Origin of the sequence: Streptomyces venezuelae, from assembly GCF_008642355.1 — a bacterium.
In the GTDB taxonomy this organism is placed as follows: domain Bacteria; phylum Actinomycetota; class Actinomycetes; order Streptomycetales; family Streptomycetaceae; genus Streptomyces; species Streptomyces venezuelae_B.
The window spans coordinates 3,366,701-3,381,700 of sequence record NZ_CP029193.1 but is presented as its reverse complement, the minus strand read 5'-3'; the positions used below and the strand labels follow the sequence as shown (position 1 = coordinate 3,381,700).

At 72.1% G+C, this 15,000-nt stretch carries 10 protein-coding genes; 4 read left to right on the top strand and 6 right to left on the bottom strand.

Features of this window, described 5'->3' with window-relative positions:
- The first annotated feature begins 82 nt into the window (after positions 1–82).
- Positions 83–985, top strand: a complete 903-nt coding sequence (locus DEJ47_RS15610; RefSeq protein WP_150168827.1) for a cellulose-binding protein — start codon at positions 83–85, stop codon at positions 983–985.
- Between the two features lie 8 nt (positions 986–993).
- On the opposite strand, the gene DEJ47_RS15605 is transcribed toward DEJ47_RS15610, so the two are convergent.
- The 3 genes from DEJ47_RS15605 to DEJ47_RS15595 all read right to left on the bottom strand — a co-directional run bounded on the left by DEJ47_RS15605 (position 994) and on the right by DEJ47_RS15595 (position 4,664).
- Positions 994–2,574, bottom strand: coding sequence for a cation acetate symporter (locus DEJ47_RS15605; protein ID WP_150175662.1), 1,581 nt, complete (start codon positions 2,572–2,574; stop codon positions 994–996).
- Between the two features lie 17 nt (positions 2,575–2,591).
- Positions 2,592–3,080, bottom strand: coding sequence for a DUF485 domain-containing protein (locus tag DEJ47_RS15600; protein WP_150168826.1), 489 nt, complete (start codon positions 3,078–3,080; stop codon positions 2,592–2,594).
- 111 nt (positions 3,081–3,191) lie between these two features.
- Positions 3,192–4,664 carry an MDR family MFS transporter gene (locus tag DEJ47_RS15595; RefSeq protein ID WP_150175661.1) on the bottom strand — a complete coding sequence of 491 codons (1,473 nt, stop codon included), beginning with the start codon at positions 4,662–4,664 and terminating at the stop codon, positions 3,192–3,194.
- Between the two features lie 522 nt (positions 4,665–5,186).
- Here DEJ47_RS15595 and DEJ47_RS15590 point away from each other — a divergent pair.
- Together DEJ47_RS15590 and DEJ47_RS15585 are read left to right on the top strand one after the other, a co-directional pair.
- Positions 5,187–5,975, top strand: a complete 789-nt coding sequence (locus DEJ47_RS15590; protein WP_150168824.1) for an ABC transporter ATP-binding protein — start codon at positions 5,187–5,189, stop codon at positions 5,973–5,975.
- The gene (locus DEJ47_RS15585; protein ID WP_150168822.1) at positions 5,972–8,560 is read left to right on the top strand and encodes an ABC transporter permease; all 2,589 of its coding nucleotides are present in this window, start codon (positions 5,972–5,974) and stop codon (positions 8,558–8,560) included. The genes DEJ47_RS15590 and DEJ47_RS15585 overlap by 4 nt, the downstream gene beginning before the upstream one ends.
- An 89-nt stretch (positions 8,561–8,649) precedes the next feature.
- Here DEJ47_RS15585 and DEJ47_RS15580 read toward each other — a convergent pair whose 3' ends face one another.
- The 3 genes from DEJ47_RS15580 to DEJ47_RS15570 all read right to left on the bottom strand — a co-directional run bounded on the left by DEJ47_RS15580 (position 8,650) and on the right by DEJ47_RS15570 (position 11,166).
- Positions 8,650–10,110, bottom strand: a complete 1,461-nt coding sequence (locus DEJ47_RS15580; protein ID WP_150168820.1) for a DUF2079 domain-containing protein — start codon at positions 10,108–10,110, stop codon at positions 8,650–8,652.
- Positions 10,111–10,216: 106 nt separating this feature from the next.
- Complete coding sequence (locus DEJ47_RS15575) at positions 10,217–10,642, bottom strand: hypothetical protein (RefSeq protein WP_150168818.1); 426 nt, start codon at positions 10,640–10,642, stop codon at positions 10,217–10,219.
- Positions 10,639–11,166 carry a SigE family RNA polymerase sigma factor gene (locus DEJ47_RS15570; protein ID WP_150168816.1) on the bottom strand — a complete coding sequence of 176 codons (528 nt, stop codon included), beginning with the start codon at positions 11,164–11,166 and terminating at the stop codon, positions 10,639–10,641. The genes DEJ47_RS15575 and DEJ47_RS15570 overlap by 4 nt, the downstream gene beginning before the upstream one ends.
- 302 nt (positions 11,167–11,468) lie before the next feature.
- Here DEJ47_RS15570 and mfd point away from each other — a divergent pair, with 302 nt between their 5' ends.
- Positions 11,469–14,999 (top strand): transcription-repair coupling factor, encoded by a 3,531-nt coding sequence (gene mfd, locus DEJ47_RS15565; protein ID WP_150168814.1) that lies wholly within the window; start codon positions 11,469–11,471, stop codon positions 14,997–14,999.
- The last annotated feature ends 1 nt before the right edge of the window (position 15,000 follow it).

Genomic DNA, 15,000 nt, shown 5'->3' with positions numbered 1-15,000 from the left:
TTATGAGCGCTTCCGCTTGATCCATCAAGATGTGCGCCAATCGCGCTGTACGCGTGCGGTACGTCGGAGAGGGGATCCAAGGATGAGCAGCAGCGGTGCATCGTCGTCGCCCTACGGCTTCGTCACCGTGCGGGGGCGCGGCTACCGTCCCGAGCAGGTCGAGGCGTACGCCGCAGGCCTCTCCCGGGAGCGGGACGACGCGTGGGAGCGCGCGGCCCGGCTCACCGTCCTCGCGAAGGACATGGAGGTGGAGGCGGAGCACCTGCGGGACGTGGTGTCGCGGCTCGCGCCCCAGACGTACGAGACGCTCGGCGAGCGGGCCCGGCAGATCCTGTCCCTCGCCGAGACGGAGGCCGCCGCGGTACGGGAGAGCGCGGCGGCCGAGGCACAGGCGGTGACGGAGGACGCGGAGGCGGCGGCCCGTGAGCTGCGGGAGTCCGCGCGCGCCTACGCCGAGCGGACCGGCGCCGACGCGGAGGAACGGGCCGGGCGCCGGCTCCAGTCGGACCGGGCGACGGCCGACGAGATCAGGATCTCCGCCCGGCAGGACGTGAAGGCGTGGCGCGGCGAGGCGCTCGCGGCGCTGCGCGAGATGCGGCAGCGGTGCGAGGGGCTGCTCGCGGAGCAGGAGAAGGAGCAGGCCGAGCGGTGGGAGGCGGCCGAGCGCGAGGCCGCCGAGCGCGAGGCGGCGTCGGACGCGCGGGACGCGGAGCGGGTGGCCGCGGCGGAGGCGAGACTGTCCGAGGCCAAGCGGGCCTTCGCGGCGGCGGAGGAATCGGCGCGGCACGGGCAGGAGGACGCGGAGGCGCGGGCCGCCGAGATCGTGGCGGAGGCGGTCCTGTGCGAGGAGCGGGTGACCCGCGAGACGGAACGCATCCTGCGCGAACACGGCGAGCGCTGGGACGAGGTACGGGCCCACATGGACCACGTGCGCAGCAGCCTGGCGGCCCTGACCGGGCGGGCTCCCGCGGAGGAGACGCCGTAGGACGGGGCCTACTTCTCCCGCCGTGCCGCCCCCGCCAGGATCCAGCCCTCCACCGCCTCGTACCGCCTGCGGTGCTCCTCCGCCTCCGTGCGGCCGGAGAAGCGGGTGCCGAGCCAGCCGAGGAGGAAGCCGAGCGGGATCGAGGCGATGCCCGTCGTCGTGAACGGGAACCAGGTGAAGTCGTGGTGCGGGAACAGGGCGCCGGGGCTGCCGGAGACCAGGTTCGTGCCGGTCATCAGGACGAGTGAGCCGAGCGTGCCGCCGAGGAGGGTCCAGAGCAGACCGGTCCGTGTGTAGCGGCGCCAGAAGAGGCTGTAGACCAGGGCGGGTGCCAGGGCGGACGCGCCCAGGCAGAAGGAGAGGGTGGCCAGGGGCTGCAGGTTGTGGTCCTCGACCAGGACCGCGAGGAGGATCGCCGGGACCCCTGTGGCCAGCGCGGAGGCGCGGGCCAGCGTCATCTCGCGGCGCGGCGACGGGGCGCGGCGGCCCTGCGCGAAGACGTCGTGGGCCAGGGAGTTGGCGCAGGCGAGGATCATGCCGGCGACCGAGGCGAGCAGCGTCAGGAACAGTGCCGTGGTGACCGTCGTGAAGAGCAGGGTCTCGGCGGCCGAGCTGTGGGCGCCGAACGCCGCGCGGGAGCCGAGGAGGTAGGCGGTGTTGCCCTGCGGGTCGTCCGCCGCGATCGCCGCGCGGCCGAGCAGCGCGGTCGCGCCGAACCCCACGACGGTGATGACGAGGACGAAGAGCGCGACCGACGAGACCGCCCAGGACATGGAGCGCCGTATCTCGCGGGCGTCGCGGGCCGTGTACATCCGCATCGTGACGTGCGGGAGCGCCGCGCCGCCGAGGACCACCGTCAGCTCCGAACTGATCATGTCGAGGCGCGGGCTCGGGCTGTCCGCGAACTGGAGTCCGGAGCGGAGGTACGCCGGTCCCGCGCCGCTGCCGTCCCGCGCGGCGGCGAGCAGGGCGCCCGGGTTCCAGTCGAAGCGGTGCAGTATCAGGGCGGCGACGACCACGCCGGAGCCGAGCAGCATCACGATCTTCAGGATCTGGATGAGGGCGGTGCCCTTCATGCCGCCGATGGCCGCGTAGCTGATCATCAGGGCGCCGAGCGCGACGACGCAGGCGGTCTTCAGGCCGTCGCTGGAGAAGCCGAGGATGAAGGCGAGCAGGTCGCCGGCGCCCGCCAGTTGGACCAGCATCAGCGGCAGCAGGGCGGCGATGGTGGCCGCGCACGCGGCGATGCGGACGGCCCGGCCCGGCATGCGGCGCGCCACGACGTCGCCCATGGTGAACCGGCCCGCGTTGCGCAGGGGTTCGGCCAGCAGGAACATCAGGAGCGTCAGGGAGAGCGCCGTGCTCAGGGCGAGGACCACGCCGTCGTGTCCGAGCAGGGCGATCACGCCCCCGGTGCCGAGGACGGTGGCCGCCGAGATGTAGTCGCCCGCGATGGCGAGACCGTTGCGGAGCGGGGAGAGGGCGCCGTACCCGGTGTAGAACTCGTCGAGGTCGTCCCGGTCGGGCCCGGTCATGACGCACAGGAGCAGGGTGAGGGTGGCCACGACGGTGAAGGCCACCAGGGACATGGTCTGCGCCTCCGCGCTCACGGGGCCTCCCCGTCGTGCCTGGCGGTCGACGCGCGCTGTCTGCGCAGGCGTGCGGAGAGCGGGTCGAGGCGGCGGCGTGCCGTGCGCTCGAACAGGACGAGGGCGAGACAGGTGACGGGGAGCTGGCACAGGCCGAGGAGCAGCCCGGTGGTCAGGCCGCCGGAGACGGTGCCGGTCATGAAGGACGGCGCGAGGGCGGACAGGGCGAGGAAGAGCGTGAAGTAGCCGAGCGCGGTGAGGGTGGCGACGCGGCGCTGGCTCCGGTAGGCGCCGCGCAGCTTGCGCAGGTCGCTGTGGCGGCCGGGAGCGGGGCGGCGGGGGAGCCGGGGGGCCGGGGGCGCCTTGGGCGGCGGGGGCTGCCAGGGGTAGGTGAGGTGGGCCTGCTGCTCGAAGGGGGCCACCGGTGGGGTGTACGGGGTGTGCGGGGTGCAGGGCTCGTGTGGGAAGGGGGTTGGGTCGTACGCGTCGTACGGAGGGTGGGTCATCCCGGTTCTCCTTGCGCGGCTTCCGGTCCGGTGGTGCGGACCGCAGGGAGCGAGGGGAGCCGAGACGTTACTCGTAAGTAGGCCCGGTGTGCGGGGTTTTCGAGGAACCGGTCAGTCGCTCTGTTGTGTGGGTGACAACTGGTCCTTCTGGGCGGCGAGTTGCCGTTCGTCGAGGACGGGGAAGCGCCGGGGCGCCAAGAAGAGCAGGACGGCCAGCGCGGCGACGGCGGCACACCCCGCGCCGAGGTACACCGAGTCGACCGCCGCGTCCACCGCGCGCCGCAGCGGTTCGGGGTCGGCCACGGACCCCGGGTCGTCCAGGATGCGTGCCACCGAGTCGAGCGACCCGGCCCCGTCGAGCCGCGCGGCGAGCACCCCGTTGGCGACCGCGCCGAACAGGGCGGCGCCCAGCGTCTGGCCGATCTGGCGGCAGAACAGCACGGACGCGGTCGCCGTGCCGCGCTCGGCCCAGCCGACGCTGGACTGGACGCCGACGATGAGCGGCAACTGGAAGAGCCCGAGGGCCGCGCCGAGCAGCAGCATGAGCAGCGCGGGCTGCCACGCGGTGCCGGGGTAGGGCAGGAACGGGAACGTGAAGAGGATCAGCGCGGCCCCCGAGATGCCGGTGATCGCGGTGTTGCGGAAGCCGATCCTGCGGTACACGTGCTGGCTGAGCGCGGCGGAGACCGGCCAGCTCAGCGTCATCACGGAGAGCACGAATCCGGCGGCGACCGGGGCGAGTCCGAGGACGGACTGCGCGTACGTGGGCAGGAAGACGGTCGGCGCCACCATCAGGAGGCCGAGCGCGCCGAGGGCGAGGTTCACCGCTGCGATGGTGCGCCGCCGCCAGACCCAGCCGGGGATGATCGGCTCCTCGGCCCGGCGCTCGACGAGGACGACGACGGCGATGAGGGCGAGCCCCGCGCCGAACAGCGCGAGGGACGGCGCCGACACCCAGTCCCAGGCGACCCCGCCCTGTACGAGCGCGGTCAGGAGGGTGCCGCCGCAGGCGAAGACGGCGAGCGCGCCGGGCCAGTCGACGCGGCCGCGCGGGACGGCCTCGCGCTCGGGCTCGTGCAGGTGGCGCACGATCAGCCAGAGCGCGACGGCCCCTATGGGCAGGTTGATGAGGAAGATCCAGCGCCAGTCCGCGTACGAGGTGATCGCCCCGCCGAGCGCGGGCCCCGCGACGGCCGACGTGGCCCACACGGTCGACAACTTGGCCTGGATCTTGGGGCGTTCCTTGAGCGGGTAGAGGTCGGCGGCGAGGGTCTGCACGGTGCCCTGGACGGCGCCGCCGCCGAGCCCCTGGACGACGCGGAAGGCGATCAGGGACTCCATGTTCCAGGCGAGGGCGCAGAGTCCGGAGCCGAGGAGGAACAGCACGCACCCCGCGATGAGGACGGGCTTGCGGCCGAAGGTGTCGGAGAGCTTGCCGTAGACGGGCAGGGTGACGGTGGCCGCGAGGAGGTAGCCGGAGAAGAGCCAGGAGAAGATCGAGAAGCCGCCGAGCGCACCCACGATCTGCGGGACGGCGGTCGACACGATGGTGGAGTCGACGGCGGCCAGCGCCATGGCGAGCATGAGCGCGGCGACGACCGCGCCCCGGCCGCGTACGGCGTCCTGGGTGCGTATCGCGTCCTGGGTGCCCACAGAACTTCCTTCCCCCCGCGTCCGGTTGCTGCGGGCCACCTTCTCACTCGGGGGAGTCCGGGGGCAGGGCGCACGGCGGGTGGACGACCGGGTGGACGGCGGGGTGGAGGAAACCCTGAGAAGGACTCCACCGGCGGGTGGAGATCCCCTAGGGGTACCTCCGTACAACGGACCGGGGAGCGTTCGTCCCGCTGGAGGATGAGCCGGGCCCCGCCGGTCCTTAGATTTGCTTTACGAGCCGGGCACGGGGCCGGCTCGTGAAACCCACCCCGCCGGAATGGGGCGGCCCCTCCCGCAGGAGGGGCCAACCGCACCGGCGAGGGTGGGGTTTTCCCCCGGAAAAGACTGCGCTGAGCACCAGCGCGCCGGGACCCGCCGTGACACCAGACTGAAGCGCGAGAGCGCGCCGCGTACTCGCCCGGCTCGTCGCAGGACCGACTTAGGAGACTTACCGTGACAACGGCTATAACGACACCCAGGCACGGGGGCACTGGAGGGCGTACGGCCGTGGCGGCGCGGGCACGCCAGGTCGTGAAGGCGTACGGCTCCGGGGAGACCCGCGTCGTCGCGCTCGACCACATCGACGTCGACATCGCCCGCGGTCAGTTCACCGCGATCATGGGCCCCTCGGGGTCCGGCAAGTCCACCCTGATGCACTGCCTCGCGGGCCTCGACACCGTCAGCAGCGGGCAGATATACCTCGACGAGACCGAGATCACCGGCCTCAAGGACAAGAAGCTGACGCGGCTGCGCCGGGACCGGATCGGCTTCATCTTCCAGGCGTTCAACCTGCTCCTCACCCTGAACGCCATCGAGAACATCACGCTCCCGATGGACATCGCGGGCCGCAAGCCCGACCGTGCCTGGCTCGACCAGGTCGTGGAGACCGTGGGTCTGGCGGGGCGCCTCAAGCACCGTCCGACCGAGCTCTCCGGTGGCCAGCAGCAGCGCGTCGCCGTGGCCCGCGCCCTCGCCTCGCGCCCCGAGATCATCTTCGGCGACGAGCCGACCGGAAACCTCGACTCCCGCGCCGGTGCCGAGGTGCTGGGCTTCCTGCGCCGCTCGGTGACCGACCTCGGCCAGACCATCGTGATGGTCACGCACGACCCGGTGGCCGCCTCGTACGCGGACCGCGTCCTGTACCTCGCCGACGGCCGGATCGTCGACGAGATGCACCACCCGACCGCCGACCAGGTCCTCGACCGCATGAAGTCCTTCGACGCCCGGGGTCGTACGTCATGACCGTCCTCAAGACCTCGATGCGCAACTTCTTCGCGCACAAGGGCCGCATGGCGCTCTCCGCCGTGGCCGTGATCCTGTCGGTGGCATTCGTGTGCGGCACGCTCGTCTTCTCCGACACCATGAGCACCACCTTCGACAAGCTCTTCGCGGCGACCTCCGCCGACGTCACCGTCACCCCCAAGTCCGCGGAGGACGCGGGCGACACCCCGCGCAGCGGCAAGCCCGAGTCCATGCCCGCCTCCGTCGTCGAGCAGGCGAAGCGGGCCAAGGGCGTCAAGGCGGCCGAGGGCGCGGTCAGCAGCCAGAGCGTGACCGTCGTCAACACGAAGAACAAGAACATGGGCCCCACCAACGGCGGCCCGACCATCGCGGGCAACTGGACGCACAACGACCTGCGTTCCATGGACATCACCTCCGGCCACGCCCCGCGCGGCCCCACCGAGGTGATGATCGACGCCGACACCGCCGACAAGCACGACCTGAAGCTCGGCGACGAACTGCGCACCATCGCCGCCACCGGCGACCTCACCGCGAAGATCTCCGGCATCGCCACCTTCAAGGTGACCAACCCCGGCGCCGCGATCGTCTACTTCGACACCGCGACCTCGCAGCGTCAACTCCTCGGCGCCACCGGCCGGTTCACGCACGTCAACCTCACCGCCGCCGCGGGTGTCAGCGACACGCAGCTGAAGAAGAACGTCGCCGCCGTCCTCGACGGCAAGACCTCCTCGTACGACATCAAGACGCAGAAGGAGACCGCGGACGACAACCGCGAGTCCGTCGGCAGCTTCCTCGACGTCATGAAGTACGCGATGCTCGGCTTCGCCGGGATCGCCTTCCTCGTCGGCATCTTCCTCATCATCAACACCTTCTCGATGCTGGTCGCCCAGCGCACCCGCGAGATCGGCCTGATGCGCGCCATCGGCTCCAGCCGCAAGCAGGTCAACCGCTCCGTCCTCGTCGAGGCCCTCATGCTCGGCGTGTTCGGCTCGGTCCTCGGCGTCGGCGCGGGCATCGGACTCGCCGTCGGCCTCATGAAGCTGATGTCCGGCGTGGGCATGGAACTCTCCACCGGCGACCTCACCGTCAACTGGACGACCCCCGTGGTCGGCCTCGTCCTCGGCATCGTCGTCACCGTCCTCGCCGCCTACCTCCCCGCACGACGGGCCGGCAAGGTCTCGCCGATGGCCGCACTGCGCGACGCGGGCACCCCGGCCGACGGCAGGGCGAGCGCGCTGCGCGCCGTCATCGGACTCGTCCTCACCGGCGCGGGCGGCTGCGCCCTGTGGGCCGCCTCGCAGGCCGACAAGGCCAAGGACGGCTCGCTGTTCCTCGGCGGCGGCGTCGTCCTCACGCTCATCGGGTTCGTCGTCATCGGTCCCGTGCTCGCCTCCGGCGTGGTCCGCGTCATCAGCGCGGTCCTGCTGCGGATGTTCGGCCCGGTCGGCCGGATGGCCGAGCGCAACGCGCTGCGCAACCCGCGCCGCACCGGCGCCACCGGCGCGGCCCTGATGATCGGCCTCGCGCTGGTCGCCTGCCTCTCCGTCGTCGGCTCCTCCATGGTCGCCTCGGCCACCGACGAGCTCGACAAGTCGGTCGGCGCGGACTTCATCGTCCAGCCCACGCAGCCCGGCATCTCCATCACGGAGAAGGCCGCGCAGGCCCTCGGCAAGGCCGACCACATCGCCCACATCACCCGCTACAAGCAGATCAACGCGGACATGACCACGCCCTCGGGCAAGACCGTGGACGGCGTCGGCCTCAGCGCCGCCGACCCCTCCTACGCCACGGACCTGCGGCGCGAGACCACCGCGGGCACGCTGTCCGCCGCCTACGGCAAGGACGCCATGTCCGTCGGCGACGACTTCGCCGAGAAGCACGGCCTGAAGGTCGGCGACGAGCTGAAGATCGCCTTCGAGCACGGCAGGACGGCGAAGCTGAAGCTCGCGGCGATCACGAACGACGACACGTCCGTCGACAAGGGCTCGATGTACCTCAACATCACGACGATGGAGAAGTACGTCCCCGCGGACCGCGTCCCGCAGAACGACATCATGTTCGCCTCGGCCACCAAGGGCCAGGAAGAGGCCGCGTACGCCTCCCTGAAGAAGTCCCTGGACGCCTACCCGCAGTACAAGGTGATGGACCAGACCGACTTCAAGCAGACCCTGAAGGACCAGGTCGGACAGCTCCTGAACATGGTCTACGGCCTGCTCGGCCTCGCGATCATCGTCGCGGTCCTCGGCGTCGTGAACACCCTGGCCCTCTCGGTGGTGGAGCGCACCCGCGAGATCGGCCTCATGCGGGCCATCGGCCTCTCCCGCCGCCAGCTGCGCCGCATGATCCGCATGGAGTCCGTGGTCATCGCCCTCTTCGGCGCCCTGCTCGGCCTCGGCCTGGGCATGGGCTGGGGAGCGACGGCCCAGAAGCTCCTGGCCCTCGAAGGCCTGAAGGTGCTTGAGATCCCGTGGCCGACGATCATCGCGGTCTTCATCGGGTCGGCGTTCGTGGGCCTGTTCGCGGCCTTGGTCCCGGCGTTCCGGGCGGGCCGGATGAACGTCCTCAACGCCATCGCCACCGAGTAGCCACACCGACGGGGGAATCGGGGGAACGGGGGAGCCGGCCCCGGCGGGCGCGCGTCATGCGCGCCCGCCGGGGCCGCCGCCGTCTGTTGTCATTCCCGGCGCAGCAGCACGTACCCGTACGCGGTGTCCTCGGCGACGTAACGGGTGCCCGGATGCAGGCCGTTGGCGTACGCGACCGGGTCCTTCGTCCAGCCGGACCGAACGTCGAGAGCGACGTACCTGGGCACGACGGGGTCGGCGTCGCCGGTCCAGAAGACGCGGGCGCGGGAGGTGAGCCGGGTGATCGGCCCGATGTTCGCCTCGACGGTGGCGCCGTCCGGGATGCGGTCGAGCATCTTCTCGATGGCGACGACCTGCTCGCTCTTCTCGTACGTCGCCCCTTCGGTGAGGCCCCCCAGCGGCAGGGACGTGGTGAGGGCGAGCGCGGCAGCGGCGACGCACGCGGGCAGCAGGTCCGCGTACCGGCGCAGCCACGGCTTCGCGCTGCGGCGCGCGGTGGCGACGGCGTCGACGAGGGCGAGCAGGACGACCGGCATCAGGACGGCGCTGTAGTGCCAGTCCGTGCCCCAGTAGTGGTCGTCGGCGGAGACGAACCGCCAGCCGAGCGTCGGCAGCGCGACCAGGAGCAGCGGCGAACGCAGCGCGAGGAGCCCGGAGGTGGGGATCAGCAGCCAGGCGAGGGTACGCAGCTTCGTACCGAACCCGTCGAAGACCCCGGCGGCGCCGCCCCCGTCCCCCACCTTGTCCCAGTAGTCGTACCCGCCGACCGAGTTGAACGCCGGAATGACCAGCGTGAGCGTGACGAGGGTGGCGACCGCGCCGAACGCGGCGACCCCGAGGGCGTAGGGCAGGGCCTTCCGGTCCGTACGCCGGCACCGGATCGCCACCACCACGGCGAGCGCGGCGAGGGTCACCCCCAGGTCCTCCTTGACGAGGACCAGCGGCAGCGCCCAGAGCAGGGACGCCCGCCACCGCTGCCGGAGCAGCGCTTCGAGGGAGAACGCGATCAGCGGCACCGCGAAGCAGATCTCGTGGAAGTCGAAGTCGACGGCGCGCTGGATCCCCCACGACAGTCCGTACGCGACCCCGACCGCGAGCCCCGACGCGCGCCCCAGGATCCGGGTCGCCGCCCGGGTGACGGGCACGACGGAGACGGCGATCAGCAGTGCCTGCGCGACGAGCAGCGTGACGGGGGAGGGGAAGAGCCGGTAGGCGGGGGCGAGGAGGGCGGTGACGGGGCTGAAGTGGTCGCCGAGGATGTTGGCGCCGGGCCCCTTGAGGTCGGCCACCGGCACGTCGAGGTGCGCGTACGCGCGCACGGCCTGCTCGAAGATCCCGAGATCCCACGAACGGCTCTCGAGCCGCCGGTACCGGCACACGGACACGACGGCGTACGCGAGGAACAGTCCTGCGGCGAGCAGATACGGGGCGCGGTCCCGGAGCCGTCTCTTCCCGTCGACGACGGGAGCGGAGACGCTCCGGTCCCGCCCCGGTATGAGCTCGTCGGCACGCTCCTCCTGAACGGGGAGATCGGTTTTGGCTCCGGGCATGGGGTGGCTTTCTGTGGGAGAGGGGGTGCAGATCTCAGCCCCTCCGGCGATTGAGGAGCGGGGTCCGGGGCGGAGCCCCGTGTCGCGGCGGCGCGTTCGAAGATACTCAGCCCCCCGAGGGAACCGCCGTCGCCGAGTCGCTGGGCGGCAGCGACGTCGACGGCGTCACCGTCGGAGGCAGCCGCGTCGGCGTCCGCGAGGGCGGGGACGAGCCGGGGTCGGGCGACGCCGACCGTTCGGCGGGGGACGACTCCGGGAGAGACGCCGACTTCGTCGGGCTCGGCGGCACCGCGGGCCCCACCGGTTCATCCCCGCGGCCCAGCTGCACCGCGGCGAGCGCCGCCCCGCCCGAGACGAGGCACACGGCGAGCGCCGCCCCCGCGGCGTACGTGCGCCGCCGCCGTCGGGCCCCGCGCGCGGACACCTGATGGGCCGGGACCGGCGAGGCGGCCCGCCCGCCCGACGCGGCGGCCCGTTTCAGCGCGGCGGCGAGACGGTCGCCGTCGCCGGCCGGGGGCATGGGCTCGGTCACGGTGCTCCTCCGAGGTCGAGGTCCGAGGTGGGCGCGTCGTCGAACGCGGCGTCGTCGAGATGCGGCGCGAGCGCGGCCCTCGCCCGGGACAGGTGGGACTTCACGGTCCCGGCCGCGATCCCGGTCTCCGCGGCGACCTGCTGCACGGACAGGTCGCAGACGTAGTGCAGAACGGCCACGTGCCGCTGCCGCTCGGACAGCCGCCGCAGCGCGGCGACCAGCGCGACGGTCCCCGGGTCGGGGGCGGGCGCGGTGCCCGCCCGCTCCCCGTGGTGGCGCCGCCAGGCCTCCGCGGCCCGCCCGCGCCGCCGCCACCGGCTGACGGCGAGCCGCCGGGCGACGGTCCTGACCCACGCCTCGGGCCCGGCGTCCCGCTCCAGACGGGCGCGGCGCGCCCACGCGCGGACGAAGGCCTCCTGGACCACGTCCTGCGCCTCGTGGAGGTCCCCCGTCATCAGATAGACCTGTCCGACCAGCGGTCTCACGGAGTGCGCGTAGAACGCCTCGAACTCCTCGTCGGTCAAGTGGTCTCCTGGTGCGTGCGGTGTTCTCGTTGGCAGTACGCCTGGCAAGCGCGGCCGGTTTACACCGCGGGGAAAGAATTTTCGAGCGCCGTTTCCGGACATTGTGCGGGAGACCACGGGGCACCCGGACTCCCCGGCCCCGCCCGGCCCGCACCGCGGCTCGCCCCGACCGGGCCGCGCCGATCAGCGCGGAGTCGTACGCTGGAGACCCCCGGCCCGTACGACGTGCCGGGCGGTTCGCGTTGCCCACTCACTCCGGCACTCCGGTCATCCGGACCGCTGGACTGGACGGAAAGCCTTCAATGAGCCTGCACGGTCTGCTCGACGCTGTCGTCAAGGACTCGGCACTCGCCGAAGCGGCCAAGGCCGCGTCCGACGGCCACCGCATGCACGTCGACCTGGTCGGCCCGCCCGCGGCCCGGCCCTTCGCCGTGGCGGCGCTGGCCCGCGAGTCCGGCCGCACCGTCCTGGCCGTGACGGCCACCGGCCGTGAGGCCGAGGACCTCGCCGCCGCGCTGCGGACGATCCTGCCGCCGGACGGCGTCGCGGAGTACCCGTCGTGGGAGACGCTGCCGCACGAGCGCCTCTCCCCGCGCTCGGACACGGTCGGCCGCCGCCTCGCGGTCCTGCGCCGCCTCGCGCACCCCCGCACGGACGACCCGGAGACGGGTCCGGTCTCGGTGGTCGTCGCACCGGTCCGCTCCGTCCTCCAGCCGCAGGTCAAGGGCCTCGGCGACCTGGAGCCCGTGGCGCTGCGCAGCGGGCAGACCACGGACCTGAACGAGACGGTGGAGGCCCTCGCGGCGGCCGCGTACTCGCGCGTGGAGCTGGTCGAGAAGCGCGGCGAGTTCGCCGTACGCGGCGGCATCCTCGACGTCTTCCCGCCCACCGAGGAGCACCCGCTGCGCGTGGAGTTCTGGGGCGACGACGTCGAGGAGATCCGCTACTTCAAGGTCGCCGACCAGCGTTCCCTTGAGGTCGCCGAGCACGGTCTGTGGGCGCCGCCCTGCCGTGAGCTGCTGCTCACGGACGAGGTGCGCGAGAAGGCGGCCGTCCTCGCCGAGGAGCACCCGGAGCTGGGCGAGCTGCTCGGGAAGATCGCCGAGGGCATCGCGGTGGAGGGCATGGAGTCCCTCGCGCCGGTCCTCGTGGACGACATGGAGCTGCTCGTCGACGTCCTGCCGAAGGGCTCGATGGCGGTGGTCTGCGACCCGGAGCGGGTGCGGACGCGCGCGGCGGACCTGGTGGCGACCTCGCAGGAGTTCCTGCAGGCGAGCTGGGCGGCGACGGCGGGCGGCGGCGAGGCGCCGATCGACGTGGGCGCGGCGTCCCTGTGGGGCATCGCGGACGTCCGGGACCACGCCCGCGAGCTCGACATGATGTGGTGGTCGGTGAGCCCGTTCGCCGCCGACGAGGAGCTGGACGAGGACACGCTCAAGCTGGGCATGCACGCCCCGGAGACGTATCGGGGCGATACGGCGAAGGCGCTGGCCGACACGAAGGGCTGGCTGGCGGACGGCTGGCGCGTCGTCTACGTCACCGAGGGCCACGGCCCGGCGGCCCGTACCGTCGAGGTGCTCGGCGGCGAGGGCATCGCGGCCCGCCTCGACGGCGACCTCGGCGAGCTCACGCCGTCACTGGTCCACGTGTCGTGCGGCTCCATCGACTACGGCTTCGTGGACCCGGCCCTGAGGCTCGCGGTCCTCACCGAGACCGACCTGTCAGGGCAGAAGGCCGCCGGCAAGGACGGCCAGCGCATGCCGGCCCGCCGCCGCAAGACGATCGACCCGCTGACGCTGGAGTCCGGCGACTACATCGTCCACGAGCAGCACGGCGTGGGCCGCTACATCGAGATGGTGCAGCGCACGGTCCAGGGCGCGACGCGCGAGTACCTCGTGGTGGAGTACGCCCCGGCCAAGCGCGGCCAGCCCGGCGACCGCCTGTACATCCCCACGGACCAGCTGGAGCAGATCACCAAGTACGTGGGCGGCGAGGCCCCGACCCTCCACCGCCTGGGCGGCGCCGACTGGACGAAGACGAAGGCGCGGGCGAAGAAGGCGGTCAAGGAGATCGCCGCCGACCTCATCAAGCTGTACTCCGCGCGCATGGCGGCGCCCGGCCACGCCTTCGCGCCCGACACACCCTGGCAGCGCGAGCTGGAGGACGCGTTCCCGTACGCGGAGACGCCCGACCAGCTGACGACGATCGCCGAGGTCAAGGAGGACATGGAGAAGACGGTCCCGATGGACCGTCTGATCTGCGGCGACGTCGGCTACGGCAAGACGGAGATCGCGGTCCGCGCGGCGTTCAAGGCGGTCCAGGACGGCAAGCAGGTGGCGGTCCTGGTCCCGACCACGCTCCTGGTCCAGCAGCACTTCGGCACGTTCTCCGAGCGTTACTCGCAGTTCCCGGTCAACGTGAAGGCGCTCAGCCGCTTCCAGACGGAGACGGAGTCGAAGGCGACCCTGGAGGGCCTGCGCGACGGCTCGGTCGACATCGTCATCGGCACGCACCGCCTGTTCTCCTCCGAGACCAGGTTCAAGGACCTGGGCCTGGTCATCGTCGACGAGGAGCAGCGCTTCGGCGTCGAGCACAAGGAGCAGCTGAAGAAGCTGCGTGCGAACGTCGACGTCCTGACGATGTCCGCGACCCCCATCCCTCGTACGCTCGAAATGGCCGTCACCGGCATCCGCGAGATGTCGACGATCACGACGCCGCCGGAGGAACGCCATCCGGTCCTGACGTTCGTCGGCCCGTACGAGGAGAAGCAGATCGGCGCGGCGGTCCGCCGCGAGCTGCTCCGCGAGGGCCAGGTCTTCTACATCCACAACCGCGTCGAGTCGATCGACCGCGCGGCGGCGAGGCTCCGCGACATCGTCCCCGAGGCGCGCATCGCGACGGCCCACGGCCAGATGTCGGAACAGGCCCTGGAGCAGGTGGTCGTCGACTTCTGGGAGAAGAAGTTCGACGTCCTCGTCTCGACGACGATCGTCGAATCGGGCATCGACATCTCCAACGCGAACACGCTGATCGTGGAGCGGGGCGACAACTTCGGCCTGTCTCAGCTCCACCAGCTGCGAGGCCGGGTGGGCCGAGGCCGCGAACGGGGCTACGCGTACTTCCTCTACCCCCCGGAGAAGCCCCTGACGGAGACGGCCCACGAGCGCCTCGCCACGATCGCCCAGCACACGGAGATGGGCGCGGGCATGTACGTGGCGATGAAGGACCTGGAGATCCGCGGCGCGGGCAACCTGCTCGGCGGCGAGCAGTCGGGTCACATCGCGGGTGTCGGCTTCGACCTGTACGTCCGCATGGTCGGCGAGGCGGTCGCCGACTACCGCGCGTCCCTGGAGGGCGGTGTCGAGGAGGAGCCGCCCCTGGAGGTCAAGATCGAGCTCCCGGTCGACGCGCACGTCCCCCACGACTACGCACCCGGGGAGCGCCTGCGCCTCCAGGCCTACCGCGCCATCGCCTCCGCCAACACGGAGGAGGACATCAAGGCGGTGCGCGAAGAGCTCACCGACCGCTACGGCAAGCTCCCGGAACCGGTGGAGAACCTCCTCCTGGTGGCGGGCCTCCGCATGCTCGCCCGAGCCTGCGAGGTCGGCGAGATCGTCCTCCAGGGCAACAACATCCGCTTCGCCCCGGTGGACCTCCGCGAATCCCAGGAACTCCGCCTCAAGCGCCTCTACCCGGGAACGGTCATCAAGCCGACCGCGAACCAGATCCTGGTCCCGCGCCCGAAGACCGCGAAGGTGGGCGGCAAGCCGTTGGTCGGCCGGGAACTCCTCGGCTGGGTCGGGGAGTTCCTGACGTCGATTCTGGGGTCCTAGG

Excerpts from the sequence above, each read along its gene's own strand:
- DEJ47_RS15610 (WP_150168827.1), top strand. The coding sequence starts at position 83 with ATGAGCAGCAGCGGTGCATCGTCGTCGCCCTACGGCTTCGTCACCGTG.
- mfd (WP_150168814.1), top strand. The coding sequence starts at position 11,469 with ATGAGCCTGCACGGTCTGCTCGACGCTGTCGTCAAGGACTCGGCACTC.
- DEJ47_RS15580 (WP_150168820.1), bottom strand. The coding sequence starts at position 10,110 with ATGCCCGGAGCCAAAACCGATCTCCCCGTTCAGGAGGAGCGTGCCGAC.
- DEJ47_RS15600 (WP_150168826.1), bottom strand. The coding sequence starts at position 3,080 with ATGACCCACCCTCCGTACGACGCGTACGACCCAACCCCCTTCCCACAC.
- DEJ47_RS15605 (WP_150175662.1), bottom strand. The coding sequence starts at position 2,574 with ATGTCCCTGGTGGCCTTCACCGTCGTGGCCACCCTCACCCTGCTCCTG.
- DEJ47_RS15595 (WP_150175661.1), bottom strand. The coding sequence starts at position 4,664 with ATGCTCGCCATGGCGCTGGCCGCCGTCGACTCCACCATCGTGTCGACC.
- DEJ47_RS15585 (WP_150168822.1), top strand. The coding sequence starts at position 5,972 with ATGACCGTCCTCAAGACCTCGATGCGCAACTTCTTCGCGCACAAGGGC.